This window comes from Enterobacter sp. 03-F-07-AD-ECC (genome assembly GCF_047530935.1).
Classification (GTDB): Bacteria; Pseudomonadota; Gammaproteobacteria; order Enterobacterales; family Enterobacteriaceae; genus Enterobacter; species Enterobacter cloacae.
In genome coordinates, this window is sequence record NZ_JBLKBZ010000007.1 from 159773 (window position 1) to 185720 (window position 25948).

At 55.1% G+C, this 25948-nt stretch carries 27 protein-coding genes and 2 tRNA genes; 16 read left to right on the top strand and 13 right to left on the bottom strand.

Annotated features, from left to right (window positions below):
• Positions 1-299: 299 nt before the first annotated feature.
• Both ACMWKA_RS13235 and ACMWKA_RS13240 read right to left on the bottom strand, forming a co-directional pair.
• Positions 300-1445 carry a trans-sulfuration enzyme family protein gene (locus tag ACMWKA_RS13235; protein WP_029883873.1) on the bottom strand — a complete coding sequence of 382 codons (1146 nt, stop codon included), beginning with the start codon at positions 1443-1445 and terminating at the stop codon, positions 300-302.
• Between the two features lie 10 nt (positions 1446-1455).
• Complete coding sequence (locus ACMWKA_RS13240) at positions 1456-2826, bottom strand: pyridoxal-phosphate dependent enzyme (protein ID WP_414760317.1); 1371 nt, start codon at positions 2824-2826, stop codon at positions 1456-1458.
• A 398-nt stretch (positions 2827-3224) separates the two neighbouring features.
• On the opposite strand from ACMWKA_RS13240, the gene ACMWKA_RS13245 reads away from it, so the two are divergent.
• The 9 genes from ACMWKA_RS13245 to ACMWKA_RS13285 all read left to right on the top strand — a co-directional run bounded on the left by ACMWKA_RS13245 (position 3225) and on the right by ACMWKA_RS13285 (position 10476).
• Complete coding sequence (locus ACMWKA_RS13245; RefSeq protein ID WP_151347598.1) at positions 3225-4247, top strand: methionine ABC transporter ATP-binding protein; 1023 nt, start codon at positions 3225-3227, stop codon at positions 4245-4247.
• Complete coding sequence (locus ACMWKA_RS13250; protein ID WP_013096946.1) at positions 4240-4908, top strand: methionine ABC transporter permease; 669 nt, start codon at positions 4240-4242, stop codon at positions 4906-4908. The genes ACMWKA_RS13245 and ACMWKA_RS13250 overlap by 8 nt, the downstream gene beginning before the upstream one ends.
• A 24-nt stretch (positions 4909-4932) precedes the next feature.
• Positions 4933-5745, top strand: coding sequence for a MetQ/NlpA family ABC transporter substrate-binding protein (locus ACMWKA_RS13255; RefSeq protein WP_129327508.1), 813 nt, complete (start codon positions 4933-4935; stop codon positions 5743-5745).
• A gap of 109 nt (positions 5746-5854) precedes the next feature.
• Complete coding sequence (gene fumD, locus ACMWKA_RS13260) at positions 5855-6064, top strand: fumarate hydratase FumD (RefSeq protein ID WP_013096944.1); 210 nt, start codon at positions 5855-5857, stop codon at positions 6062-6064.
• A 118-nt stretch (positions 6065-6182) separates the two neighbouring features.
• The gene (locus ACMWKA_RS13265) at positions 6183-6350 is read left to right on the top strand and encodes a hypothetical protein (RefSeq protein ID WP_032666818.1); all 168 of its coding nucleotides are present in this window, start codon (positions 6183-6185) and stop codon (positions 6348-6350) included.
• A 144-nt stretch (positions 6351-6494) separates the two neighbouring features.
• Entirely contained in the window at positions 6495-7901 is a 1407-nt protein-coding gene (locus ACMWKA_RS13270) for a DUF1996 domain-containing protein (RefSeq protein ID WP_414760318.1), read from the top strand.
• 72 nt (positions 7902-7973) lie between these two features.
• Complete coding sequence (locus ACMWKA_RS13275) at positions 7974-9302, top strand: sensor histidine kinase (RefSeq protein WP_414760319.1); 1329 nt, start codon at positions 7974-7976, stop codon at positions 9300-9302.
• The gene (locus ACMWKA_RS13280) at positions 9295-9906 is read left to right on the top strand and encodes a response regulator transcription factor (protein ID WP_013096940.1); all 612 of its coding nucleotides are present in this window, start codon (positions 9295-9297) and stop codon (positions 9904-9906) included. Before ACMWKA_RS13275 ends, ACMWKA_RS13280 begins: the two co-directional genes overlap by 8 nt.
• Before the next feature lie 90 nt (positions 9907-9996).
• Positions 9997-10476, top strand: coding sequence for a GlcG/HbpS family heme-binding protein (locus ACMWKA_RS13285; protein WP_029883877.1), 480 nt, complete (start codon positions 9997-9999; stop codon positions 10474-10476).
• A gap of 36 nt (positions 10477-10512) precedes the next feature.
• Here ACMWKA_RS13285 and ACMWKA_RS13290 read toward each other — a convergent pair whose 3' ends face one another.
• On the bottom strand, positions 10513-10653 hold the full coding sequence (locus tag ACMWKA_RS13290) for a hypothetical protein (protein ID WP_013096938.1): 141 nt from the start codon (positions 10651-10653) through the stop codon (positions 10513-10515).
• A 125-nt stretch (positions 10654-10778) separates the two neighbouring features.
• Between ACMWKA_RS13290 and ACMWKA_RS13295 the strand changes: the two genes are divergently transcribed.
• Positions 10779-11561 (top strand): hypothetical protein, encoded by a 783-nt coding sequence (locus tag ACMWKA_RS13295; protein ID WP_058660879.1) that lies wholly within the window; start codon positions 10779-10781, stop codon positions 11559-11561.
• Positions 11562-11633: 72 nt separating this feature from the next.
• Entirely contained in the window at positions 11634-12269 is a 636-nt protein-coding gene (locus ACMWKA_RS13300) for a carbonic anhydrase (RefSeq protein WP_013096936.1), read from the top strand.
• Between the two features lie 25 nt (positions 12270-12294).
• Here the strand turns inward: ACMWKA_RS13300 and ACMWKA_RS13305 are convergent, their stop codons facing one another.
• The 4 genes from ACMWKA_RS13305 to mdtK form a co-directional block, all read right to left on the bottom strand.
• Entirely contained in the window at positions 12295-13890 is a 1596-nt protein-coding gene (locus tag ACMWKA_RS13305) for an FAD-NAD(P)-binding protein (RefSeq protein WP_129327504.1), read from the bottom strand.
• Positions 13891-14009: 119 nt separating this feature from the next.
• Positions 14010-14086 (bottom strand) — tRNA-Val (locus ACMWKA_RS13310).
• A 4-nt stretch (positions 14087-14090) separates the two neighbouring features.
• A tRNA-Val gene (locus tag ACMWKA_RS13315) sits at positions 14091-14167 on the bottom strand.
• A 153-nt stretch (positions 14168-14320) separates the two neighbouring features.
• Positions 14321-15694 (bottom strand): MdtK family multidrug efflux MATE transporter, encoded by a 1374-nt coding sequence (mdtK, locus tag ACMWKA_RS13320; RefSeq protein ID WP_414760320.1) that lies wholly within the window; start codon positions 15692-15694, stop codon positions 14321-14323.
• Between the two features lie 226 nt (positions 15695-15920).
• On the opposite strand from mdtK, the gene ACMWKA_RS13325 reads away from it, so the two are divergent.
• The gene (locus tag ACMWKA_RS13325; RefSeq protein ID WP_013096933.1) at positions 15921-16562 is read left to right on the top strand and encodes a riboflavin synthase; all 642 of its coding nucleotides are present in this window, start codon (positions 15921-15923) and stop codon (positions 16560-16562) included.
• Between the two features lie 31 nt (positions 16563-16593).
• On the opposite strand, the gene cfa is transcribed toward ACMWKA_RS13325, so the two are convergent.
• Together cfa and punC are read right to left on the bottom strand one after the other, a co-directional pair.
• Complete coding sequence (cfa, locus tag ACMWKA_RS13330) at positions 16594-17742, bottom strand: cyclopropane fatty acyl phospholipid synthase (RefSeq protein WP_013096932.1); 1149 nt, start codon at positions 17740-17742, stop codon at positions 16594-16596.
• A 298-nt stretch (positions 17743-18040) separates the two neighbouring features.
• Positions 18041-19240 (bottom strand): purine nucleoside transporter PunC, encoded by a 1200-nt coding sequence (gene punC, locus ACMWKA_RS13335; RefSeq protein WP_038980360.1) that lies wholly within the window; start codon positions 19238-19240, stop codon positions 18041-18043.
• Positions 19241-19355: 115 nt separating this feature from the next.
• Here punC and punR point away from each other — a divergent pair, with 115 nt between their 5' ends.
• Complete coding sequence (gene punR, locus ACMWKA_RS13340; RefSeq protein WP_013096930.1) at positions 19356-20267, top strand: DNA-binding transcriptional activator PunR; 912 nt, start codon at positions 19356-19358, stop codon at positions 20265-20267.
• Between the two features lie 16 nt (positions 20268-20283).
• Here punR and purR read toward each other — a convergent pair whose 3' ends face one another.
• Complete coding sequence (gene purR, locus ACMWKA_RS13345) at positions 20284-21309, bottom strand: HTH-type transcriptional repressor PurR (RefSeq protein ID WP_013096929.1); 1026 nt, start codon at positions 21307-21309, stop codon at positions 20284-20286.
• Positions 21310-21606: 297 nt separating this feature from the next.
• Here purR and ACMWKA_RS13350 point away from each other — a divergent pair, with 297 nt between their 5' ends.
• A complete protein-coding gene (locus ACMWKA_RS13350; protein WP_020688313.1) occupies positions 21607-21696 on the top strand; it encodes a YnhF family membrane protein in 90 nt (29 codons plus the stop codon).
• A gap of 163 nt (positions 21697-21859) precedes the next feature.
• The gene (locus tag ACMWKA_RS13355; protein ID WP_262819416.1) at positions 21860-23026 is read left to right on the top strand and encodes an MFS transporter; all 1167 of its coding nucleotides are present in this window, start codon (positions 21860-21862) and stop codon (positions 23024-23026) included.
• A gap of 35 nt (positions 23027-23061) precedes the next feature.
• On the opposite strand, the gene sodB is transcribed toward ACMWKA_RS13355, so the two are convergent.
• A complete protein-coding gene (gene sodB, locus ACMWKA_RS13360; protein WP_414760321.1) occupies positions 23062-23643 on the bottom strand; it encodes a superoxide dismutase [Fe] in 582 nt (193 codons plus the stop codon).
• Between the two features lie 122 nt (positions 23644-23765).
• On the bottom strand, positions 23766-24539 hold the full coding sequence (locus tag ACMWKA_RS13365; RefSeq protein ID WP_161657528.1) for a C40 family peptidase: 774 nt from the start codon (positions 24537-24539) through the stop codon (positions 23766-23768).
• A gap of 338 nt (positions 24540-24877) precedes the next feature.
• Between ACMWKA_RS13365 and grxD the strand changes: the two genes are divergently transcribed.
• Positions 24878-25225, top strand: coding sequence for a monothiol glutaredoxin 4 (gene grxD / locus ACMWKA_RS13370; RefSeq protein WP_003832760.1), 348 nt, complete (start codon positions 24878-24880; stop codon positions 25223-25225).
• A gap of 44 nt (positions 25226-25269) precedes the next feature.
• On the opposite strand, the gene rnt is transcribed toward grxD, so the two are convergent.
• On the bottom strand, positions 25270-25920 hold the full coding sequence (gene rnt / locus ACMWKA_RS13375; protein WP_013096924.1) for a ribonuclease T: 651 nt from the start codon (positions 25918-25920) through the stop codon (positions 25270-25272).
• Positions 25921-25948 lie beyond the last annotated feature (28 nt).

The following is a 25948-nucleotide window of genomic DNA, read 5'->3' on the forward strand; positions in this document are numbered from 1 at the left end:
TGCAAAAGAGTATATGACACGCACTAAGGATAGGAGACATCAAATGAGCGTGCAGAAGAAAGTGTGCCTGAGTGACAGCCCAACGAAGGATAGGAGAAGTTGTACGTTGTTTTTTGTATTCCAAGCGCTGAAACCATTCACCAGGGATTTAGCGCGCATTATACGCTGATTTTAAGATAAAAGGAAAATGGAAACGGTGTTTCAGAAATAATCTGTGCAGTTTCACATAATATTGTTATCAATGCGTTAAGGCATAATGACATCTTATGGCGGCAGGCGAGGGGCCTGCCGCCTTTTGCTTATTTTTCCAGCGCCTGACTCAGATCGGCAATCAGATCGTCTGCCTCTTCGATCCCCACGGACAGGCGGATCAGCTGCGGCACAATGCCGTTAGCCAGACGCTGCTCGCGCGGGATTGAGGCGTGGGTCATGCTGTAGGGCTGGCTCACCAGGCTTTCCACACCGCCGAGACTTTCTGCGAGGGTGAACAGCTTCAGCTTGCGGATCACCTCCGTCGCACGTTGCGCATCACCTTTCACCACGACGGAAATCATCCCGCCCGGCAGCGCCATTTGCCTGCGGGCGAGCTGATAGTGCGGGTGCGAATCCAGCCCCGGATAGAACACCTTTTCGACCTGCGGCTGCTGCGCAAGCCATTGCGCAATCGCCAGCGCGTTGCTGCTGTGCTTTTCCATCCGCAGAGCCAGGGTACGCATTCCGCGCAGCGTCAGAAAACTGCTGAAGGGATCGAGCACGCCGCCGATGGCGTTTTGCAGATAACCCAACCGTTCCGCCAGCGCCGGGTTATCGCCCACCACCGCCAGCCCGGCTACTACGTCGGAATGGCCGTTCAGGTATTTGGTGGCGGAGTGCACCACGATATCAAAACCCAGCTCCAGCGGACGGTGAATGACCGGGGAGGCGAAGGTGTTATCCGCCACGCTTATCACGTTATGGCGGCGGGCAATGGCCCCGATGGCTGCCAGGTCGGCCAGTTTCAGCAGCGGATTAGTCGGCGTCTCCACCCAGATCATGCGCGTTTGGGGACCAATGGCGGCTTCCAGCGCGGCCAGATCGTCGGGCTTTACCCAACTGACCCGCAGCCCGGTGCTGCGCTTACGCACGTTTTCAATCAGACGGTAGGTGCCGCCATACACGTCATCAATGGCGACGATATGGCTGTCTTTATCCAGCAGCTCCAGTACGGTGGAAATGGCGGCCAGACCGGAGGCAAAAGCATAGCCGCGCGTGCCGCCTTCCAGTTCGGCGATGGCGGTTTCCAGCGCATGGCGGGTAGGATTGCCGCTACGGGAATATTCGTAGCCGGTATGCTCCCCGGGCGACGGTTGCGCAAACGTCGAGGTGGCGTAAATGGGCGGCATGACCGCGCCGTGTTGATCGTTAACCTGGCCGCTGTGTACGCTGAGCGTGGCGAGATTTTTCATTCTTGTTTCCTTATTGCTGTAGACGGTTGCGCCAGGCGGTGAGGAGATCGCTGCGGGTGATCAGACCCAGAAAACGATCATTGTCATTAATCACCGCCACCAGACCGCGGTCGAAGATGGCGTGCAGGGCACTTTCCGGCGCGTGCTTATCGAGAATCTCCACCTGTTGCGTCATGGCCGCCGTGACGGGGAGGGCAAAGCGAGCCCCGTCGCCGCCAATGTGGCGCAGCAGATCCCACTCATCAATAATGCCCACCACCTTGCCGTTCTCCAGCACCGGCAACTGCGAGATGTCATACAGGCGCATGCGTGCCAGTACGGTGGAAAGCGTGTCGTCCGGGGCGGCGGTGACGGTGGCGCCCTCGTCGTGGCGCAGTGCAATGTAGTCAGAGAGATCGCCTGCCTGCGGGCGGGACATCAGCCCCTGCTGGCGCATCCAGTCATCGTTGAACATCTTTGAGAGGTATTTGTTGCCGCTGTCGCAGGCGAAGGTCACCACGCGTTTCGGCGTGGTCTGTGCCTGGCAATACTTCAGCGCGGCTGCCAGCAGAGTTCCGCTGGAGGAGCCAGCCAGAATGCCTTCCGTTTTCAGCAGCTCGCGCGCGGTGGCGAACGCGTCGCGGTCGGTGATGCGACAGGCGCGATTCACCCGGTCAATGTGGGCCAGTGGCGGAATAAAGTCTTCGCCAATTCCCTCAACCAGCCAGGAGCCCGCGTCGCGGTAGCGTCCGGTTTCCACCTGGTCGGCCAGAACCGATCCTGCCGGGTCTGCGAGGACAAACTCCGTGTGCGGCGAGTGTTCGGCGAACCACGCCTGCAGGCCACCCAGCGTGCCGCCTGACCCCACGCCCACCACGATGGCGTCGATCCTGCCGTTAAGCTGTTCAAACAGCTCCGGCGCGGTGGTGGTACGGTGCGCCAGCGGATTGGCTTCGTTGTTGAACTGGTCGATGTAAAACGCGCCGGGCAGTTCACTCGCCAGACGCCGGGCGTAATCCTGGTAATAGGCGGGATGGCCCTTATTGACGTCCGAACGCGTCAGTACCACCTGGGCACCCAGCGCGCGAAGGTGGAAGATTTTCTCGCGGCTCATTTTGTCCGGTACCACCAGGATCAGCGAATAGCCTTTCTGGGCGGCGATCAGGGCCAGACCCAGGCCGGTATTTCCCGCCGTGGCCTCAATAATCGTGCCGCCCGGCTGCAGCTGGCCGGTGCGCTCCGCTTCATTAATCATCGACAGCGCCACGCGGTCCTTTATAGAGCCACCCGGGTTCTGGTTCTCCAGTTTCAGAAACAGCGAGCAGAGGCCGGTGTCCAGTTTATGCAGCTGGATAACCGGTGTATGGCCAATCAGTTCAGTGACGGAGTGGTAAATCGTCATGGTTTTTTCCTTTCAGGAGGTCATGACGGGATGATAGGGCGGTGAAAATTTCGCAAGAAAGAACGAATCTCTGCTTTTTAGAACAGAAAAGAATATAAATGGTGTTTTTGGATGTCAGGATAGCAAGACGTAAAGTGCTCCGGATGTGAGGATGGCTATATCAACAGGATATGTTGAAAAAATGCGCGTTTTTGGCGTGGGTCGCCCCTGACATATGCATCGTGCAGATAAACATTGCTGAAATTGGTCTAAACGGGTCCCGCCCGCGACAGGCAGTGTTTATTCCCGCTGGTTATAACACATGCTTTTTTGTTCATTTAAAAGCAAGTAACGGCTGATTACTATCGTTTGGACATCCATACTTCTAAACCGCCAGGGCGGACGGATAACGAATAAGAATGATTGTTCTCAGCAATATTTCGAAGGTCTTTGACAACGGCAAGGTGGCGCTCACGGCCGTTGATAACGTCAATCTGACGATTGAGCAGGGGCAGATATACGGCATTATTGGCTACAGCGGCGCGGGGAAAAGTACGCTTATCCGCCTGTTAAATGGCCTGGAAAAACCGAGCAGCGGCAGCGTGACCATTAACGGTCAGGACATTTCTGCCGCAAAGGGGGAAGCGCTGCGACAGGCGCGTCTGAAGATCAGCATGGTGTTCCAGCACTTCAACCTGCTGTGGTCGCGAACGGTAGCGGAAAACATTGCCTTTTCGATGCAGATCGCCGGGGTGCCAAAGGCCAGGATTCAGGCCCGCGTGGCCGAGCTGGTGGAACTGGTCGGGCTGAAAGGCCGTGAAAATGCGTATCCGTCGCAGCTGAGCGGCGGGCAAAAGCAGCGCGTGGGCATTGCGCGTGCGCTGGCGAACAACCCGGATGTATTGCTCTGTGACGAAGCCACCTCTGCGCTCGATCCACAGACCACCGATCAGATCCTCGATCTGCTGCTGGACATAAACCGTCGTTTCAGGCTGACCATCGTCCTCATCACCCACGAGATGCACGTGGTGCGCAAAATCTGTGACCGGGTGGCGGTGATGGAGAACGGTAAAGTGGTGGAAGAGGGCGACGTGCTGAGCGTTTTTACCCATCCGCGGCAGCCGATTACGCAGCAGTTTGTCCGCCAGGTGAGCCAGTACGCCGAGGAAGAGACCTTTAATACCGAGCTGGCAAACGATCTGGAAGGGACGGTCATCCGTCTGACCTTCACCGGGCACAGCACACATAAACCGATTGTGGGTGAATTGACGCTGCGCTACGGCCTGCCGTTTAACATTCTGCACGGAAAAATGACCCAGACGGCGCACGGCGTGTTTGGCCAGCTGTGGGTACACGTGGTGGCATCCGATGAACAACTGAACAATATCCTCGCCGACCTGAAGCACAGCGATATTGAAGGCGAGGTGATTAAACATGGCTGAGAATCTCTTTCCGCATCTGAAGTGGGATCAGCTCTGGGCGGCAACGCTTGAGACGCTGTACATGACCGCGCTCTCCGGTGTGGCGACCTTTGTGCTGGGGATCGTACTGGGTCTGGCGCTGTTTTTAACCGCCCGCGGCGGATTGTTCCACAACCGCACGGTCTATAGCGTCATTTCAATTGTGGTGAACGTGTTCCGCTCTATCCCGTTCATCATTCTGATTGTTTTGCTGATCCCGTTCACCAAGACCGTTGTTGGCACCATCCTGGGAGCTAACGCGGCACTGCCTGCCCTGATTGTGGGCGCCGCACCGTTCTACGCCCGTCTGGTGGAGATCGCCCTGCGTGAAGTGGACAAAGGGGTCATAGAAGCAACGCGCTCAATGGGGGCACGACTGAGCACCTTAGTGTTTCGGGTTTTACTGCCGGAATCATCACCCGCACTGGTTTCTGGTATTACGGTGACGCTGATTGCGCTGGTGAGCTACAGCGCAATGGCCGGGGTGATTGGCGCCGGTGGGTTGGGAAATCTGGCTTATCTGGAAGGATTCCAGCGCAACCATGGTGACGTCACGCTGGTGGCAACGGTGACCATTTTGATCATCGTTTTTGTTATCCAGTTCTGTGGCGACATCATTACCTCACTGTTAGATAAACGCTAATAAATACACACAGGAACCATCATCATGAAAAAGACACTGACACTGATCGCCGCAGCAACCCTCAGCGTCCTGAGCTTTGCCTCCTGGGCTGACACCCTCACCGTGGGCGCGTCGAATACGCCACATGCTGAAATTCTTGAGCAGGCGAAGCCGATTCTGGCGAAGCAGGGTATCGACCTGGAGATCAAACCGTTCCAGGACTACATTCTGCCCAACACTGCCCTGGCGGGTCATGACATTGACGCGAACTACTTCCAGCACATCCCTTACCTGAACAGCGTGCTGAAAGATCACGAAGGCGATAAGGATTATGATTTTGTCAGCGCAGGCGCGATCCACATCGAGCCCATCGGCATCTACTCCAAAAAATACAAGTCGCTGAAAGACCTGCCGGAAGGCGGCAAAATCATCATGCGTGATGCCGTTTCTGAAGAGGGGCGTATTCTCTCTATCTTCGAAAAAGAAGGGGTGATCAAGCTGAAGCCTGGCATCGACAAAGTGACCGCGCGCATCAGCGACATCGTGGAGAACCCGAAAAAGCTGCAGTTCACCCCTAACGTGGAAGCGTCTCTGCTGCCGCAGATGTATAACAACGATGAAGGCGCGGCGGTTGTGATCAACGCCAACTACGCGATTGACGCCGGTCTGGATCCGGTTCACGACCCGATTGCAGTTGAGAGCGGTGAAAACAACCCGTATGCCAATATCATTACCGTGCATCGCGGTGACGAGAAGAAGAAAGATATCGTTGCGCTGGTGAACGTGCTGCACTCCAAAGAGATTCAGGACTGGATCCGCACCAAGTACAAAGGCGCGGTGATCCCGGTAAATAACTAATTAACTGATTTAGCTTAGGAAGCCCGGTGAGTTTCTCGCCGGGCTTCTTTTTTGTATCCGGGCGAGGGATCATTTAAGCTGACGGTTTAGGGCAACGGAGTGGAGCGCCATGGGCAATGTGACCAAAGACGAAGAGCTGTACCAGGAGATGTGTCGGGTGGTAGGGAAGGTCGTTCTGGAGATGCGTGACTTAGGGCAGGAACCCAAGCATATCGTGATTGCCGGGGTACTGCGTACGGCGCTGGCGAACCAGCGCGTAAAACGAAGCGAGTTAACCACTCAGGCGATGGAGACAGTGGTGAAGGCGCTGGCCGGGTAAGGCACCAGCGTTTCGCGAGTTACTCAAATCCTGCATATCAACTGTCGTTATTGTTATTTCCCCTTCCTGATGGAGGCGTGTTTTACTGAAGTCAGGTAAAGCGAGAGGGGTAAAGACGATGAAAAAGTGGATAAGCACGTTACGGCGGTTTTTTGCGGCCCGTCCCGCGAATGCGGAGAACAGCGCGCAACGTGTTCTTGAGTCGATACTACCTGTCGCCAGTCTGTATGGCGTGGACGTGGCCAACATTGACCCGGAGTGGTTCCATGATAAAACGCCACGCTGAACTGCGCCGCACGCGCGAAATGTACTGGAATGAGCTGTGCATCGATGCTGTAAAGCGTGGATGAGCGGAAAAATACGCTGGGAAATCCTCGGTTAACGCAGACCGTTTTGTTACCAATATCTCCTTTTACAGATGGAGATGAAGATGAAACGGACTGTATTCACGCCCGCCCTTTTAACCACCGCGTTACTGATTGCCATGCAGGCGGCCCATGCCGGGCCACAGGCGCATGTGGTCTGCAGTTACTCCCACACCCTCGGCGATGACGCCATCATGATGTTTGGTATGCCCAACCAGGCCATGTGGCACGATTTCTTTGGCAATACCCATACCGATGCCTTTTCAACCCGGGAAACCTTGCGCCAGCATGAAGAGACGACCTGTGATAACAAGGCTGACGGCTCTGCCTACTGGGCGCCTTCTCTGAGATTACCCGACGGAACGGTGGTCAAACCGGCCTACCAAAAAACCTATTATCAGGCCTCGAAGGTTGATGCCTATCCCTTGCACCCGTTCCCGGCCGGGCTGTCGCTGCTCGCCGGGGATCATCACGGCAGCACGCCCAACCCCCATATCAGCTTTTTATGCGCGAACGGGAATGGCTATAGCAGCAAAATCGGGGAGGTGTGCGGGCTGCGTAAAGCTAACGATGCCGTCCAGTTTAATATTGGCATTCAATTTCCGAACTGCTGGGACGGTGTGAATCTGAAGCCCGACCACGGTCTGGCCAATGCGACGTATGACGTTAACGGCCAATGCCCGAGCGCGTTCCCGGTAAAAATTCCAACGGTTAATATGAATGTGGCTTACGTGCTGCATGGTATTACCCGCCTGGACACCCGTCAGGCGCAACTGTCGCTCGATCCGGTGATGCAGGGGGCTGAACGTGAAGAACGCTGGGGTAGCCTCTACACGGCGCATGCCGATTTCATGAACGGCTGGACGGACGATGCCGCCCGCTTTATGACCGAACGCTGCATGAACCGCGGTATGGATTGTGGTTCAACCGTGCCCTATGGTTATTTTATGGCGAAGGCCAATGTCTGGCTCAGCAGTCTTGAACCGAACATCACTCAGCCTTCACCGCAGGTGTTACTGGTAGAAGATAACTGGCAGAACGGTGGACGCACAAAAAACAGCGAGACGCTGAGCCTGGTAAAATTCCATATCCCACCGCTGCCCGCCGGGCAGGATCCGTCCTTGTTTAAATACCGCATCCGTATTTTCGGTGGGAAGGTAGAAAACAATGGGGCTGATCAGATTTTCTTTTATCCGGCCAGTAATGACTGGGATCCTGCGACCGTGAAGTGGTCGTCGCGTCCGGCCTGTAATTACCGTTCCGATGCCGTGCTTTATCTGAACCATGTTCGTGAATACCGGATGGTCGACGTGGATAAAGCCGTGCGTAAGGCGCTGGCGGAAGGGAAAACCGAGATCTCGTGGTATATCGGTGGCGATCGCCAGGGGAATCATTATCAGTTTGAACCAGCCTCATCACCAGACGGGGTAATGCTCATGCTGACTGGCTTTAAACATACGCCGGAGGTCTGACCCCACGTTTTTTTGTTCTTAACAGGGTTAGCTGGTAAGGTCTCGGCATTCGCCACTGCCCCTGTTAACGCAATGACCACCAACAGCATGATGAAACGCGCTATCGTTCTTTGGGCGATAGCGTGCACGCTCAGCGGCGTACTGCTCTACGCCGAACAAATTCGCCGTCAGTTCTGGGAGCGAGACCGTGAGTTCTCGGCGTTATTCTCCGAATTAAGCGCGGTCCTGACGCAAAATGAATCGGTCTTACCGCTTCTGAATGGCGATGAAGACATTGCCGCCCTGCGCAAAAAATTCCCCCATCTGCTCGCCCTGGAAAAAACGACGGGACGCCCACTGGATGCGGCGCGGGTGGAGCCTGCCCACGAGATGCAGTACTGGCTTTATAACCCCTGGCGTCAGATCCGCGTGCGGGTGGATCTCGGCCCGATTCTGAATGCGCATCATCCGTTTACCCACCTTGGGATCCGCTTCATACCGACCGGAGAAGAACGGCCCTCTGACGCATTCTGGCACTGGCAACGCACCTTCCCGCAACATACGCAACCTTTTACGCTTGAAGCGGATTCCCGGCCGGACTGGTTTGGCGTCTCCTGGTCTGTTTACCCTTTACTGTTTATCGGCTGGGGGATAGTGATTGCGCTGGCAAACGTGGTGCTCTGGCAGCGTAAAGCGCGTAAAGACGCCGAGCAAAGGGCGCGCTATTACCAGCACGCCAGGCTCAATACCCTGGGGGAGATCACCGCAGGTATTGTGCATGAGATAAACCAGCCGCTGACCGCCGTCCAGACGTGGATCCAGGGCGCGCAGCGTCAGTTACAGCAGGAAAACGGCCAGGCCGTGTCGCAGGCGCTGTCGGCTGCGCTGACACAAACGCAGCGTATTAGCGCATTATTAACCCGTTTTCGTGAGCACGTTGTGAAGGAGAAAGTCACCCTGCGGGAAACCGATCTGGCAGCATGCTGGCTACAGGTGGTGAACTTACTTGAGCATGAGCGCAGGGCTGAACATATCTCGGTCAGTCATGCGTTTGCCCCCGGGGCCACCACCGTGCTGGCCGACCCGCTCTGGCTGGAGCAGGTGCTGCATAATCTGCTCAGCAATGCGATTCAGGCCCAACAGGCGAGTCCTGCTGGCTGGGTAAAGATTGAAAGCCACAAAACCGAGAGCGGCATTCAGATTACCGTGACGGACGGCGGGCCCGGCTTTAGCCCGGAGGCGTTACAAAATGCCTTTATGCCGTTTTACAGCGGCCGGGAAGAGGGCATTGGACTGGGAATGACCTTAACGGAATCATTAATGACGCGTATGAATGGATCGATTACGCTGGGCAATGCGCCGCAGGGCGGGGCACAGATCCGGCTACAACTGGCAAACGGAAAGGAGGCTACGGTTGGATAACACAATCTGGCTGATTGATGATGATGAATCCATCAGAGAGTCGATGGCGTTTTTGCTTTCGGGCATGGGGTGGCCGGTCAGGACGTTTGAAAGCGTTGATGCCTTTACCGCAGCCCATGCACGGGACACAGAGCTGGTAGGCTGCATGCTGCTGGATATGAGGATGCCGGGCAAAGGCGGGCTCACCTGGCTTGAGGAGGGGAAATGGCCCTGGCCCCTGCTGCCGGTGATCATCATGACCGGGCACGGGACCGTAGATGCCTGTCGTCGGGCATTTCGCAACGGCGTGTTTGAGTTTTTCACCAAACCGCTGGATGCCGATAAGCTTATTGAAACGGTAGGATTAGCCTTTGAGGAGAGCCAGCGCCGGTTTGCCGGCTGGCAGGAAACCTCCAGGGTGAAAGCGCGCTTCGCACAATTAACCGCGCGGGAGCATGAGGTGCTGGGGGAGTTGATGAAAGGGCTCAGCAATAAAGAGGTGGCCGCCCGGCTGAATCTCTCGCCACGGACGGTGGAAGCGCACCGCGCGGCGGCGTTTACCAAGCTTGGCGTCGGCAGTCTGGTTCAGGCAATACGCGAATACGATAAATTGCAATCCGTATAACTACCAGGTTGAGTGCGTATTCAACCGAATTATGTTTCATCGCCCGGCGGGGTACGCTCTGCCACGTATCCCAACACGCGAGGAAGTGCGATGAAAAAATTAATGATGGTTGCGGCACTGGCCGCAGGTAGCGTAAGTCTGACGGCACAAGCCGATACGTTAAACCAAAAGAGTCTCTCGCTGGCGCAGGCGAATGCGCTGGCCACGTCCGCCATTCAGGCGTGTACGGCAAAGAATTATCAGGTGACGGTCACCGTGGTTGACCGTGCGGGCGTGGTGAAAGCCGTGCAGCGTACGGACAATGCCGGTCCTCATACGGTTAAAGCCAGCGAAATGAAAGCCTGGACGGCGCTCAGCGCAAAGAATGCCTCAGGCAAAGTGATGGAAGCGGCGCAGAGCAACGCTGGCGCGCAAAACATGCGTGATATTCCGGGCTTCCTGCTGCTGGCGGGCGGCCTGCCGGTGAAAGAGGGCGATGAGGTGATCGGGGCGATTGGCATCGGCGGTGCGCCGGGCGGTCATCTTGATGAAGCCTGCGCGCAGGCGGCCATTGACGGGCTGAAAAAGTAACATAAAAAAAGCACCGGGTTAACCGGTGCTTTTTCATCAGATCTTGCAGGCATCGCCGCAGTCGTCATCCGCAACAATCGCCTGGGCTTTTTTATCTGCGTCGTCCAGACGTTCCGCATTACGCTCTTCTGCTTCATCCAGTCCGTTAAAGACCAGGTTTTCGAGATCAATTTCCATGTGGCACCTGCTTTGTTCAGTTTTTGATACTGGCACAGTATAGGGCAAAAAAGGCCAGCAATGTACCTCGCAGCACATATGGATAATCCCTGCCATACTCTCTGCTTTATGGCTGAGGAATGCATATGATGACACTCTGCAAAACCTGTGGTACTGCGTATGACGCCACGCCGGAAACATGCCCGATTTGCGAGGATGAACGCCAGTATGTTCCGCACAGCGGCCAGGCGTGGATTGACTTTGCTACCGTGACTTCCACCCACAGCAACAAATGGCAGCAACTGGAGCCACAGCTGTTGAGTATCAAAACGGTGCCTGCCTTTGCGATTAACCAGCGCGCGCTGCTTTTACGTACCCCACACGGCAATATTCTCTGGGACTGTATTGCCAACCTCGACCCGGCAACCAAAACGCTCATTACCGCGCTCGGCGGCATCAGCGCGATTGCGATCTCGCACCCACACTATTACACCACCATGCAGACCTGGGCTGCGGTATTTAATGCACCGGTGTACCTGCACGCCAGCGACAGAGAGTGGGTCATGCGCGGCAGTCCTGCCATTCAGTTCTGGGAAGGGGATGCGCTGGAACTATTTCCGTCGGTCACCTTGTTGCGTCTGGGGGGACATTTTGCAGGCGGTACGGTGCTGCACTGGCAGGAGGGCGAAGGCGTATTGCTGGCGGGGGATATTCTTCAGGTCACGCCCGGAAAAGACGCCGTTTCGTTTATGTGGAGCTACCCGAATATGCTGCCGCTGCCAGCCCGCACCGTTGAGCGGATTACCGGTCTTCTGGAAGGCAAAAAATTTGCCCGCCTGTACGGTGCCTTTGAGGGACAAAACATCCCGGCAAACGCGGATGAGATTGTGCAGCGGTCAGGCCAGAAATATATTGCTTGTCTCAGGTAAAGCACGATGGGTAAACTTCATGAGTGTGATCCCGATCATACCTAAACTACAACAGATAAAAGAGAAATTGCTATGCAACATATCATTGAAGGTTTCCTCAACTTTCAAAAAGAGATTTTCCCGCAACGTAAAGAGCTCTTCCGCAGTTTAGCGTCCAGCCAGAATCCCAAAGCGCTGTTCATCTCATGCTCCGACAGCCGTCTGGTACCAGAACTGGTCACTCAGCAAGAGCCAGGACAGCTCTTTGTCATTCGAAATGCTGGCAACATTGTGCCGCCGTTCGGGCCAGAGCCGGGCGGTGTCTCCGCAACCATCGAATATGCCGTTGTGGCGCTGGGCGTGACGGATATCGTGATTTGCGGTCACTCCAACTGTGGGGCGATGAAGGCGATTGCGGATAACGCGAACCTCGAGCCGATGCCTGCCGTCTCCCACTGGCTGCGTTATTCTGATGCCGCTAAAGCGGTGGTGGAGAAGAAAAGCTGGGATCAGCCGATCGACAAAGTGAATGCAATGGTGCAGGAGAACGTCTTTGCGCAGCTGAGCAACATCAAGACTCATCCATCCGTTGCTGTGGGTCTGCGCAATAACGCCCTTCGCTTGCACGGCTGGGTGTATGACATTGAGAGCGGTGAAATTCGTGCGCTGGATAAAGCGACGAAAACCTTCGTTTCTCTGTCAGAGAACCCGGAAGTGTTCTTCGAATAATGACGATCAGGGCATGGAAGCCCTGTCAGCTATCGAAATACGGCAATCTCCTGCGTAACCCAGAAGCAGGTTTTTCCGCCGCTTTCGCCATCGACCCGGCAATCTCCGCACACTCGGCCAGTCCCTGAACGAAGGGATGATCGTGCATCAGCCACGGTATCGCGCCAAACGCGATTCTCCCGCGCACCGTTTCTGGTGCTTTAAGCGTGTAATCCTCGCCAATATCAGGGATCTCGTCGCCTGTCGCCTGCAGCTGTTTGCGCAGTGTCGGGAAAGGCAGATCCTCTGTTTTCAGCGGTTTTTGCCCGCGGGCATCAATAAACACGTCAAAGAGATAGGTGTTTTCTTCAGTCGCGATCGCCGTCTGGGCACGACCGACATCCAGCGTGTAATCATCACCTAATGCGACAACGCTGATGATCCCGGCCTCGCGCAGCGCAAGCAGCCGACGGATAGACTGCGGTGGAATGGCGGCGTAGTTGTCGATAAACACCCGCGCCAGTCCCTGTTTGAAACGTTCCCGGTCCTGCTCATTAAGATGCGGCACGATCTCCTGAACCACCTCGTGCAACCGAAGCACGGTGTAGCGCCAGGGCACCGTTCGCCGCTCACGTTTGTTGCGTTCGACCTCATTCAGATTGGCTTCTGCCCAGCTAAACGGGCCATGCTGTTTGCGGTCCTCAAACCAGGCATCGCGAAGGGTGTCCGCATCCAGGGCGCGCAGCCCGATTTTCTCACACCATGCCGGGTCGGCGAGTTCCAGCTCTTTTACCATCAGGGCAAAAATACGATCCAGCAGGCCGTCAGACCCTTTGGCGATTTCATTCTCAACGACAAATTCAGTTAATACCGACAGCGGCTCGTAAGGAATAGGGCAGTAAAAATCGGCCTCAGGCAGAATGCCTGTCCGGGACATGAGGACTATTTTTAACGCCTCGCTGCCTTTATCCAGAACGAATTTGTCATCAACAAAGGCGCCATGCTGCATAACAACCGCCATGGCGGCGTCCAGTCCGCTTAATGAGGTCCCCATAATCCCCACCCGACAGGCTGGAATGTCGGCGTCCATCAACCCGGACCAGGGGCTTGGGAAGAAGGTGCGCGTGGCCTCATCCTCATCAGGCCAGACGTGGCCGGTGGCGATGACGGCAAGATTGAAGCGTTCAGGTAAGCGGCTGTTATTTACCGAAAGCGTAACGCCGTCTTTGTCGGTGGCGATATCCGTCACCTCGGCGGATTCATGGATATCGACCTGAAATCCGAGCCTGCGGGCCTCTTTGACCACCCTGAGAAAACTGTCGCGAAAATATTCCCCCAGCAGGATTCGGGGCAGAAACTGCCGGTCGTGCAGGGAAGCTTTATCGACGTGATAGCGGGCGAGATGGGCTGCACTCTGCTCTTTTAACCAGTCGAGGTAGGTCATAAAAACGGGTGGGATTTCAATGCTGGCAATATTCGCCAGCATCAGACGCGAGTTTTCATCAATTCGATAGGGCATGCCCACGCCCGCTTCCTCGGCTTTTTCGAAAATGGAAACGGCCAGTGGCGTTTTATGCTTCAGGAGCGCGTAAAAGGTGTAAATCCCTGTGGGGCCGGAGCCGATAATGGCGATTTTTTTCATCGACACTGTTCCTGCTTTTTTTGTCATATAAAAAGCGTAGCAGGAGAAAGCGTAAAAAATCAGGCGATTGGGATTATTCAGACTACAAGAAGAGGATTTGCACCATTTCAGGACTGAAATGGTGCGTCCGAGTGGACTCGAACCACCGACCCCCACCATGTCAAGGTGGTGCTCTAACCAACTGAGCTACGGACGCAGAATGGTGCGTTCAATTGGACTCGAACCAACGACCCCCACCATGTCAAGGTGGTGCTCTAACCAACTGAGCTATGAACGCAACGTGTTGTCGGTGACAACGGGGACGAATATTAGCGGCACAGCACCGCAGTGGCAAGAGGCAAAATGCATTTTTCTCTCTGATTTCACGCGATTGCTTCATTACCGCGCAAAGTGAAGAGAAAGTAGCCGCCAGCAGGCGGCTGCTGTGTATTTAACGTGCGGCGCGTTGCAAAATTACCGTGGATGGTTGACGTTGCAGGAAGCGCATACGCAGCATCATCATGATAGCCGCAGAGGTCAGACCGATGATAAAGCCGATCCAGAACCCGGCGGGCCCCATTCGATCCACCACCAGATCGGTGAGCGCGAGAATGTAACCGCTCGGCAGACCCAACACCCAGTAGGCGATGAAGGTAATAAAGAAGATGGAGCGGGTATCTTTATAACCACGCAGTACGCCGCTGCCGATCACCTGGATGGAGTCAGAGATCTGGTATACCGCTGCCAGCAGCATCAGATGCGATGCCAGCATCACCACTTCCGGGTTGCCATTATAGAGCAGGGCAATTTGCTCCCGCAGTGCGACGGTGAAAAGCGCGGTGCAGACCGCCATACAGACACCCACGCCCAGCCCGGTGCGCGCAGCCGTTTGTGCATCAAGGGTTGAGCCTTGCCCCAGACGAAAGCCGACGCGGATGGTGACCGCGGCCGCCAGCGACATCGGCAGGACGAACATCAGCGAGCTGAAGTTCAGCGCAATCTGGTGTCCGGCCACGTTCACAATGCCCAGCGGCGACACCAGCAGGGCGACCACGGCAAACAGAGTCACTTCAAAGAACAGTGCCAGTGCAATGGGCAGCCCAAGCTGTACCAGACGCATCATAATGTGCCAGTCCGGCGTGCTGAACGAACGCTCATTACGGATATCACGCAGGGAGCGGGCGTGTTTAACAAAGGTAAGTATGCTAAAGAACATCACCCAGTACACCGCCGCTGTTGCCACGCCACAGCCTACGCCGCCAAGCTCCGGCATACCAAAATGGCCGTAAATAAAGATATAGTTCACCGGAATGTTGACCAGTAAACCGATAAAGCCCATGACCATCCCCGGCTTGGTTTTTGCCAGGCCTTCGCACTGGTTACGCGCCACCTGGAAGAAGAGATAACCCGGGACACCCCAGAGCAGGGCGCGCAGATACCCCACGGCTTTGTCTGCCAGAGCCGGGTCGATATTATGCATGGCGCGAATGATATGCCCGGCGTTCCAGAGCACGATCATAATCAGTATGGAGACAAATCCAGCCAGCCAAAAGCCCTGGCGCACCTGATGGGCGATACGTTCACGTCGGCCGGAACCATTCAGCTGGGCGATAACCGGCGTGAGTGCCAGCAGCAGGCCGTGACCGAAGAGAATGGCCGGAAGCCAGATAGAGGTTCCGATTGCCACGGCGGCCATATCGGTGGCGCTGTAGCCACCGGCCATCACCGTATCCACAAATCCCATTGCGGTCTGGGCCACCTGCGCGATGATCACCGGGATAGCCAGTGCCAATAACTGCCGCGCTTCATTCATGTACTTCTGCACGTGAACACCTTTATTTTGTAGTTATATGAGAGACTAAAAAAGCCGCCGTAACTGGCAGCAAGAAGAAAAAGCAGAGGGGGTGCCAGCTATTGTAGCGGGCTTTAGCTATTAATCTAGTGAAAAAATCGCCAGAAAATGCGCTGCTCTGGCAACCTGTATTTCCAACTGTTATTGTGGTGGGATTAAACGGTGTCACCACCGTCCGGAAAATACAGGAGTTGTAAGCATGTTTACTGGTATTGTGCAGGGCACCGCTAAAGTGGTGTCCATTGATGAAAAACCTAATTTCCGTACCCACGTCGTTGAGCTGCCAGAATATATGCTGGATGGCATCGAAACCGGTGCCTCGGTTGCGCATAACGGCTGCTGCCTGACGGTGACCGAAATTAACGGCAACCAGATTAGCTTTGATTTAATGAAAGAAACGCTGCGTATCACCAACCTGGGCGAACTGGTGGTGGGCGATACCGTAAACGTAGAGCGTGCGGCGAAGTTCAGCGATGAAATTGGCGGCCACCTGATGTCGGGCCATATCATGACCACCGCCGAAGTGGCGAAAATTGTCACCTCTGAAAATAACCGTCAAATCTGGTTTAAAGTGCAGGATCCGTCATTAATGAAATACATCCTGTATAAAGGATTTATTGGTATTGATGGGATTAGCCTGACGGTCGGAGAAGTGACGCCGACGCGTTTTTGCGTGCATTTAATTCCGGAAACGCTACAGCGTACGACGCTGGGGGCGAAAAAACTGGGGCAGCGTGTGAATATCGAAATCGATCCGCAAACCCAGGCGGTCGTAGATACCGTCGAGCGTGTGCTGGCGGCGAAAGAGGCGGCCATAATAAAGGCCACCGAAGAAGAATAAAAAAATAACCCCGGATACCCGGGGTTATTTTTTAGCGCGGCACACGTAAGCCGTGTTCAATCCCGCGACTGAAGACCACCTGCCAGAGCTGAATATCACGCGCGCGGAACGCACCTGCGCAGGCATTCAGATAATAGCTGAACATCCGTTTAAATCGTTCAGAATAGTTGTCTGCAATCTCAGGCCACGCTTGCTGGAAACGTTCATGCCACGCCATAAGCGTGGTGTCGTAATCCGCGCCAAAGTTATGCCAGTCTTCCATAATGAAGTGGCTTTCGCTGGCGTTGGCAATCTGGCGAACGGAAGGCAAACAGCCATTCGGAAAGATGTATTTATTGATCCACGGGTCAACGTTATTGTCCGTGCGCTTAGAGCCTATGGTGTGCAGCAGGAAAATGCCGTCGGGTTTTAAATTACGATCCACCACCTCAAAATAGGTGTCGTAATTTTTCGGCCCCACGTGCTCAAACATGCCCACGGAAACAATGCGATCAAACTGCTCGTTGAGGTCGCGGTAATCCTGCAGACGGATATCAACGTCGAGACCCTGGCAGCGCTCCCGGGCCATTTTTTGCTGTTCGGCTGAAATGGTTACGCCGACCACGCTGACGCCGTAGTGCTTCGCCATAAAATACGCCAGACCGCCCCAGCCACAGCCGATATCCAGCACACGCATGCCGGGCTGCAGCTGCAGTTTCTCGCTAATCAGACGCAGTTTATCCTGCTGGGCTTCTTCGAGGGTTGTCGCCTTTTTCCAGTAGGCGCAGGAGTATTGCATGAAGGGATCCAGCATGCGGCTGAACAAATCGTTACCGAGGTCGTAGTGCTCTTTGCCCACGATCCACGCCCGTTTTTTGCTTTGCAGATTGAACAAACGGGCGGAGGCGACGCGCAACGTATCTTTTATATTGCGGGGGAGCTGGTTCTCCAGACCGGCGCGCAACACGCTGGCAAAGAAAATATCCAGCCGCTCGCAATCCCACCAGCCATCCATATAGCTTTCGCCCAGCCCTAACGATCCCTCGCGCAGTACGCGTTTAAAAAAATCGGGATGTTTGACCTGCGGATCGGAGGGTGAAGATCCGTTGATAGTGATGCCTGCACGACCTAACAGTTCACTGACGATCCGGGACCAGTTATCGTCCGGAACGCTGACTTCTTCTATACACGATGAACTCATAGCTTCTCCATCACCTTACTGTGATCAGAACCTTCAAACAGCGTAGACGCTTTTTATGGTTTGTGAGAAATCTCACGGTAAATACCGCGAGGCTAGTATCCGACGTAGAACAGAGGAAGGGAGATAACCCTTGCCGAAATGCCTTCCATGGTAAAACGGGAGCACTCCGGCTCCCGTTAACACTTAATATTTATCGTATTTAATCGAACCAAATTTAGTATAGGCCTCAAAATTTGGTGATTCAATAGAAAATTCTTAGCAACCTAATCACTGAAATGTTACATATTTTCCCCAGTGATTACGCGTGCGACGTCTCCGCCTGTGCGTGGTTCTCAAGCTCGCGCTGTGCGGCGGATTGCATGCGATAACCCATTACTGCCAGCGCAACGGTGACCAGCATCACGCTGGTGGTAGTTAACAGCGGGGTAGCAATCAGCGCTGACACCACCAGGCTTGCCAGGAAGCACAGGCCGAGTTGCAGGGTATTTTGCAGCGCCGCGGCGCGTCCTGTCGCCTGCGGGAAAGGACGTAACGCCTGTGCGACCACGATAGGGTAAATGGCACCGTTAGCCACCGCCATCACGCAGAACGGAATCAAAATCTCCGCCAGACCGACGCCTGGAATAAACCCAACGGCCCAGGTCGCGCCCACGCTCAAGGCAAACAGCGCCAGCAGCCAGGGCAGCATCTGCTGGCCTTCCCATTTCTGCAGCGCCGCACGGCAGCCATATCCGCCCAGCAGGAAGGCGATGGTCTGTGGGACATAGCTCAGGCCAATGGCGGCCGGGCTGTATCCCATATCGTGCAGAATAAACGGCGAGCCGGTGAGCCAGGCGAAGAAGCTCGCCGAGCAGGCGGCATAGACCAGGACGTTACCACGATACGCTTTGGCGCTCAGCAGGGAGAGGAACGTGATCGGTTTGGCGTCAGCATGCGCCTCTTTTTTATGCGCGGGCTTGAGGGCAAACGCTGGCAGCATCAGTACCAGGGTGATGGCAAACAGCGTGGCAAAAATGGCCTGCCAGTCAAAGTGCGCGAGGATCCAGCTGCCCAGCAGGGGAGCGAGGGCGGGTGACAGGCCAACCAGCGGCATAATTGTGGCGAAAATGCGGTTGGTACGGTTGGCCGGGTAGTAGTCGGTCACGAGAGCCTGCCAGGTTACCGCCGCGGCACAGACGCCGACGGCCTGCACAAAGCGCAGCACCAGCAGCCAGGTCGCATCGCGTACCCATAACATTCCCAGACAGCCTGCGGCAAAAATGGCCAGGCCCAGCAACAACACCGGTTTACGCCCGAAGCGATCGGAGAGCGGGCCCCAGAGCAGCTGTGCGATGGCAAATCCGGCGAGGAACAAACTCAGGCTGGCGCTGATGGCCGCGGCTGGCGTTTGCAGATCTTCCTGCATCGCCGCAAACGCGGGCAGGTACATATCGGTGGCCAAAAAGCCTAGCACGCTCAAACCGCCGAGCCAGACTAAAAATCCATTCCTGGGTTGCATTGTTTTATTCTCCTTGAGGAGGCAGGTAGACACTGGCGCAGAGTGTAGGGAGTGCAAAGCGGGTTGTGAAACGCTAATATTTGGCGGTTGCATTCAAATTTTTTGCAGGCAGAAAATGTGGTCAGATTATTCTCTTGAAGTGGTGGATGCTGTCGCGCGTAACGGTAGCTTTAGCGGTGCGGCACAGGAGTTGCACCGCGTCCCTTCGGCTATCAGCTACACGGTGCGGCAGCTTGAAGAGTGGCTGGCGGTTCCGCTGTTCGAACGGCGGCATCGCGATGTGGAATTAACGCCTGCTGGCGCGTGGTTTTTGAAAGAAGGGCGTTCTGTTATCAAAAAAATGCAGATCACCCGAGAACAGTGCCAGCAGATCGCCAACGGCTGGCGCGGACATCTTTCCATCGCCGTGGACAATATCGTTAAGCCAGAGCGTACCCGGCAGATGATCGTGGATTTCTATCGCCATTTTTCAGACGTTGAACTTCGTGTCTCGCAGGAGGTATTCAACGGGGTCTGGGACGCGCTGGCGGACGGCAGGGCAGAGATGGCGATTGGCGCAACCCAGGCGATCCCCGTCGGGGGGCGCTATGCGTTTCGCGATATGGGCATGTTGAGCTGGAAATGCGTCGTGGCACACGATCATCCGCTGGCTGCCCTGGAGGGACCGCTGAGTGACGACACGCTGCGCAACTGGCCGTCGCTGGTGCTGGAGGATACCTCGCGCTCGTTGCCGAAACGTATTACCTGGCTTCTTGATAACCAGCGGCGGGTGGTAGCGCCGGACTGGGAATCCTCCGCGACCTGCCTCAGCGCCGGGCTGTGCGTCGCGATGGTTCCCGTCCATTTCGCTAAGCCGAGAATCGATACCGGTGAATGGGTCGAGCTGACGCTGGAGAATCCGTTCCCGGATGCGGCCTGCTGCCTGACGTGGCAACAAAATGATGTGTCGCCCGCCATGGCATGGCTACTGGATTATCTGGGAGACAGCGAAACGCTTAACCGGGAATGGCTACGGGAGCCAGCTTAGCTGGCTCCACACGAGATTAACGACGGTAGTCGCGGAATGGACCATCCGCAACGGAACGGCGCTCGATAAGGCGCGGGTGAACTTCAATGGACTGCGACTCTTCACGTTTGTTGACGATCCTGTCCATCAGCATATTGAAGGCCGTTTCACCGAGGGAGTCCTTCGGCTGGTGGATGGTGGTCAGCGCAGGCGTAAAGAAGCGCGCGTTGCGCACGTTGTCATAGCCGATCACGGAAATATCCTGCGGCACGCGCAGGCCCAGCTCATCGGCTGCACACAGGGCCCCCATCGCCATGATGTCCCCGCCGCAGAACACCGCCGTTGGACGATGCGGCTGAGAAACGATCTGCTGCATGGCGCGGTAGCCAGACTCCGGTTCAAAGTCGCCCTGCACGATCCAGTTTTCCGGCACGGTGATCAGCGCTTCTTCCATCGCCTTCATAAACCCGGCCAGACGGCCAGCACCGGTGTTGCGCTCGAGCGGCCCCGGGATCACGCCAATTTCACGGTGACCGCGTTCAATCAGATAGCGGCCCGCCATATAACCGCCTTCGAAGGCGTTATCGATGACGGAGTCGGTAAAGTCGGCGCGCGCTTCGCCCCAGTCCATCACCACCATTGGGATATGACGATACTCTTCCAGCATAGAAAGGACAGATTCCGGGTATTCGGAACACATCACCAGCAGGCCATCCACGCGTTTTTGCGCCATCATCGACAGATAGGCGCGCTGTTTTTCAATATTGTTCCACGCGTTGCCGAGGATAAGGGTATAGCCTTTCTGGAAGCAGTTTTTCTCAACCGCTTCGATGATTTCGGCAAAATAGGCCGCTTCACTGCTGGTCGCCAGCAAACCAATGGATTTGGTGTGATTAACTTTAAGGCTACGCGCAACGGCACTCGGCGAGTAGTGCAGCTCTTTGATTGCCGCCCAGACGGCGTTGCGCGTCTCTTCCGCCACGAAGCGGGTTTTGTTAATTACATGTGATACGGTTGTAGTGGAAACGTTTGCGCGTTTTGCTACGTCTTTAATTGTTGCCATTAAATGTCACTCCAGACCATATCCTAAACTCCTGAAAACCTTGAAGGTAAACGTTTGCCTTCTCTCACCCTTATCACGCAATCTTGAATTGCGGCACGCCAGGAAAACGACACGGGACGTCAGGAGGGGGTCAATGGCCGGTACGCTAATAAATTTAGCGTGGAATTTTGTCCTATCTTGATGAAAAGGGGAAGAGCTAAAGTGGTTATCCGTTTAAATCCTGGAAGATTTTTGACGTAAATTGTGTAAAAATGAGCAAGCTCACTTTTCGTGGGGGGATTAAAAGGAGAAAAATTGATGAGTTCCGATCTGAAGTTTTCGCTGTTCACCACCGTTATTGTGCTGGCGCTGATTGTTGCTGCAGGTCTGACGGCTGCACTGCACTGATTTACGCGGAGGGGGCGTTCGCTCTCTCCCGCTCGTCCTGATTGTTACATCTCCGGCAAAAATCTTTTGCCAATTTGTTAACTTCTCATTTTTTGTGATTGATGTCATGCTTTCGGCTTCTTTGTTCTGTGTCACCACATGACACGGCATCCGGAGTTGACGCATGAAAATCAATTTTCCCCTGCTGGCCCTGGCGATTGGCGCTTTTGGGATTGGCACCACTGAATTTTCCCCTATGGGACTCTTACCGGTTATCGCCCGCGGTGTGGACGTCTCTATCCCTGCAGCCGGGATGTTAATCAGCGCCTATGCCATTGGTGTGATGGTAGGGGCACCGCTGATGACGCTGTTGCTTTCCCACCGAGCGCGCCGCAATGCGCTGATTTTCCTGATGGCTATCTTTACCCTTGGCAACGTGCTCTCCGCCATTTCGCCGGATTACACCACGCTGATGCTGTCACGTATCCTGACAAGCCTTAACCACGGCGCTTTCTTTGGGCTGGGGTCGGTGGTGGCGGCAAGCGTGGTGCCCAAACATAAGCAGGCGAGTGCCGTGGCAACCATGTTTATGGGCCTGACCATCGCCAACATTGGCGGCGTTCCTGCGGCCACCTGGCTGGGTGAGGTCATTGGCTGGCGTATGTCGTTCCTCGCAACCGCCGTACTGGGCGTTGTCGCGATGGTGGCGTTGTTCTTCTCCCTGCCGAAAGGCAGCACTGGTGAGCGTCCTGAAGTTCGTAAAGAGCTGTCGGTACTGATGCGCCCGCAGGTCCTTTCTGCGTTGCTCACCACCGTACTGGGTGCCGGGGCGATGTTTACCCTTTACACCTATATTTCGCCGGTGCTGCATGACATCACTCACGCGACGCCGATCTTTATTACCGCGATGCTGGTGCTGATTGGCGTGGGCTTCTCGATGGGTAACTATCTGGGCGGGAAATTTGCTGACCGCTCCGTGAGCGGAACGCTGAAGGGTTTTCTGACCCTGCTGATTGTCATCATGATTGCCATTCCCTGGCTGGCGCGTAATGAGTATGGCGCGGCCATTGCGATGGTCGTCTGGGGTGCGGCCACCTTTGCCGTGGTTCCGCCGCTGCAGATGCGCGTAATGCGCGTCGCGCATGAGGCGCCGGGTCTTTCATCGTCGGTGAATATTGGCGCGTTCAACCTGGGCAATGCGCTCGGTGCCGCAGCGGGTGGTGCTGTTATTTCAGGTGGTCTGGGATACAGCTTTGTGCCGGTGATGGGGGCCATTATTGCCGCGCTTGGCCTGCTGTTAGTGATGATGTCGGGTCGTAAACAGCCTGAAGCGGCCTGTGCTGCCGAATAAAAAAACGCAGAAGGGGAAACCCTTCTGCGTCTCTCTTACGCGGCGAAGTTCTTCGCCACAAAGTTCCAGTTAACCAGTGCCCAGAAGTGCTCCAGGTAGTTAGGACGCGCGTTACGGTAATCAATGTAGTATGCGTGTTCCCAGACATCCACGGTCATCAGCGGAGTCGCGCTGGTGGTCAGTGGTGTACCCGCGTTAGACGTGGAGACGATAGCCAGTTTGCCATCGGCCTCTTTTACCAGCCATGTCCAGCCAGAACCGAAGTTTTTGATTGCGGCATCGGTAAATTTCGCTTTGAACTCCGCAAAGCTGCCAAAGGCGGCGTTAATCGCAGCAGCCAGTTCGCCGGTCGGCTCGCCGCCAGCATTTGGTGCCAGGCAGTGCCAGTAGAAGGTGTGGTTCCACACCTGAGCAGCGTTGTTGAATACGCCACCGTCTGAACTGCGGACGATCTCTTCCAGCGTTTTGCCTTCAAAATCGGTGCCCTTGATCAGGTTGTTCAGGTTGGTGACATAGGTCTGGTGATGTTTGCCGTAATGATATTCCAGGGTTTCCGCAGAAATGTGCGGTGCCAGGGCGTCTTTTGCATACGGTAGTGCAGGTAATTCGAACGACATTGCTTCTCTCCTTATTGTATTTTGCGTTGCCAATAACCACACAGACAACAAGGACAGGATAGCAAATTGAAAGGGTATGCAAAAGAGGAACTTACCCTGCCGTAGTGACGGCAGGGCAGGGTTTAGCGGATGGTTTTCGGCGTCATGACGCGGCGTGCGCCGACGTAGTGACGCACCCAGTAGTCTTCGCTAAGCGAGGTGATCTGAATGTCCTGACCGCTTCGTGGGGACTGAATAAACTTCCCGTTACCCACATACACGCCGACGTGATCAGCCGTACCGCGACCCTGGGTGCGGAAGAAGACCAGATCGCCATTTTGCAGCTCGCCACGGTTAACGGGGGCGGCGTCGCGCAGGTGGTACATTTCATTGGCGGTACGCGGAATGCGGAATTTCACCAGATCTTTATAGGCGTAATACACCAGCCCGCTGCAGTCAAAACCGGTGCGGGGAGAGGTGCCACCCCAGCGATACGGTTTGCCAATTTGCCCCATCAGCTTATTCATCGCCGTTTTTTGCGCTTTCTGTACCCGAACCTTATGCGCGTCGGCAATTTTTGTCACTTTCGTGCATTTGGCTTTATGCCCTTTGCGCGTGGTGCATTTTTCCGTTACGAGGTTGGCAGCAGTTTTTGAGGCTTTACGTTTCGATGCGAGGGCAGTGCGGGAAGATGTTGATTTCGATTTGCTGGAGGCGGTCTTTTTCGTTTGAGCGGTTGTTTTTTTCTTTTCGTTCTTACTGGTAGTCTTTTTTTTACGTTCTGTGGTTTTTGCCAGATGCGTTTTTTGCACAGCAGAGTGCCGCGCCTGTTGAGAGGCGTTTGCCACTGGCGTGAAAGAGAGTGATGTAAACAGTAAAGCACAGAGCGTGATCGAGATTTTATTTATCCGCGCCACTGGGCAGTCCCCTGATAAATGCAGGTCATCAATAATACCCGCGTGTGATTTACAAAGCCCGTCGATTCTAATCCATAAAAACCCGAGAAGTTAATAGCATTTTTCAATCTAAAAACCTGTTTCGTTAGCAAGTGCAAAAAAATTCATCGATTTGTCGCACAATTGTTCACGCCCTAAGCAAAACCCTGCCTGCCGCAGGGTTAAGCACCATTTACAATGCAACTTTTCGCCACTCGCGATAAAATAGCTATACGTGACAAAAATGTTATTTTCCGATGCCAGTCTGAACCGCTACAATGTCAGACTAATGCCGTAACAGAAGTTAAAGGAAGCAAGACATGAGCACCACTATTGAAAAAATCCAGCGCCAGATCGCTGAAAACCCGATTCTGCTGTATATGAAAGGTTCTCCGAAGCTGCCAAGCTGTGGCTTCTCCGCGCAAGCGGTTCAGGCGCTGTCTGCCTGTGGTGAACGTTTTGCTTACGTTGATATCCTGCAGAACCCGGACATCCGCGCTGAGCTGCCAAAATACGCGAACTGGCCGACGTTCCCGCAGCTGTGGGTCGACGGTGAACTGGTTGGCGGTTGCGATATCCTGATTGAAATGTATCAGCGCGGCGAACTGCAGCAGCTAATCAAAGAGACGGCGGCGAAGTACAAAACCGAAGAGCCGGACGCAGAGTAATTTTCTGCGCAAACAAAAAAGCGACCTTAAGAGGTCGCTTTTTTTTATTCTTCGCTGTCGCCCATCGCCAGCGGCCAGCCGCCCAGACGCTTCCAGCGGTTGACTATTTCACAGAACAGCTCTGCGGTGCGCTCCGTATCATACAGCGCGGAGTGCGCTTGCGTGCCGTCAAACTCAATCCCGGCCGTAATACAGGCTTTTGACAAGACCGTTTGTCCCAGCGCCAGGCCACTCAGTGCGGCGGTGTCAAAGGTCACAAACGGGTGGAAGGGGTTACGCTTAAGAGAGGCTCGCTCGGCGGCGGCCATCGTAAAGCTGTGATCGAACGTGGCGTTATGCGCCACCATAATGGCGCGGCTGCAGTTGCTCTCTTTCATGCCTTTACGCACCATTTTGAAAATGGCGTGCAGCGCGTCATATTCGCTCACCGCACCGCGCAGCGGGTTATGCGGATCGATGCCATTAAACGCCAGCGCCTCTGGCTGCAGGTTTGCGCCTTCAAAGGGCTCAACGTGGAAATGCAGCGTGGTGTCCGGTGTAAGCCAGCCCTCTTCATCCATCTTCAACGTGATGGCGGCAATTTCAAGCAGCGCATCGGTTTTAGCGTTAAATCCGGCTGTTTCGACATCAATGACAACAGGATAAAAACCACGAAAACGGTCGCACAGACCGGTAAGTTGAGCGTTATCGGACATCAGGGTCTCTTACAAGGGGAAAAAAGCA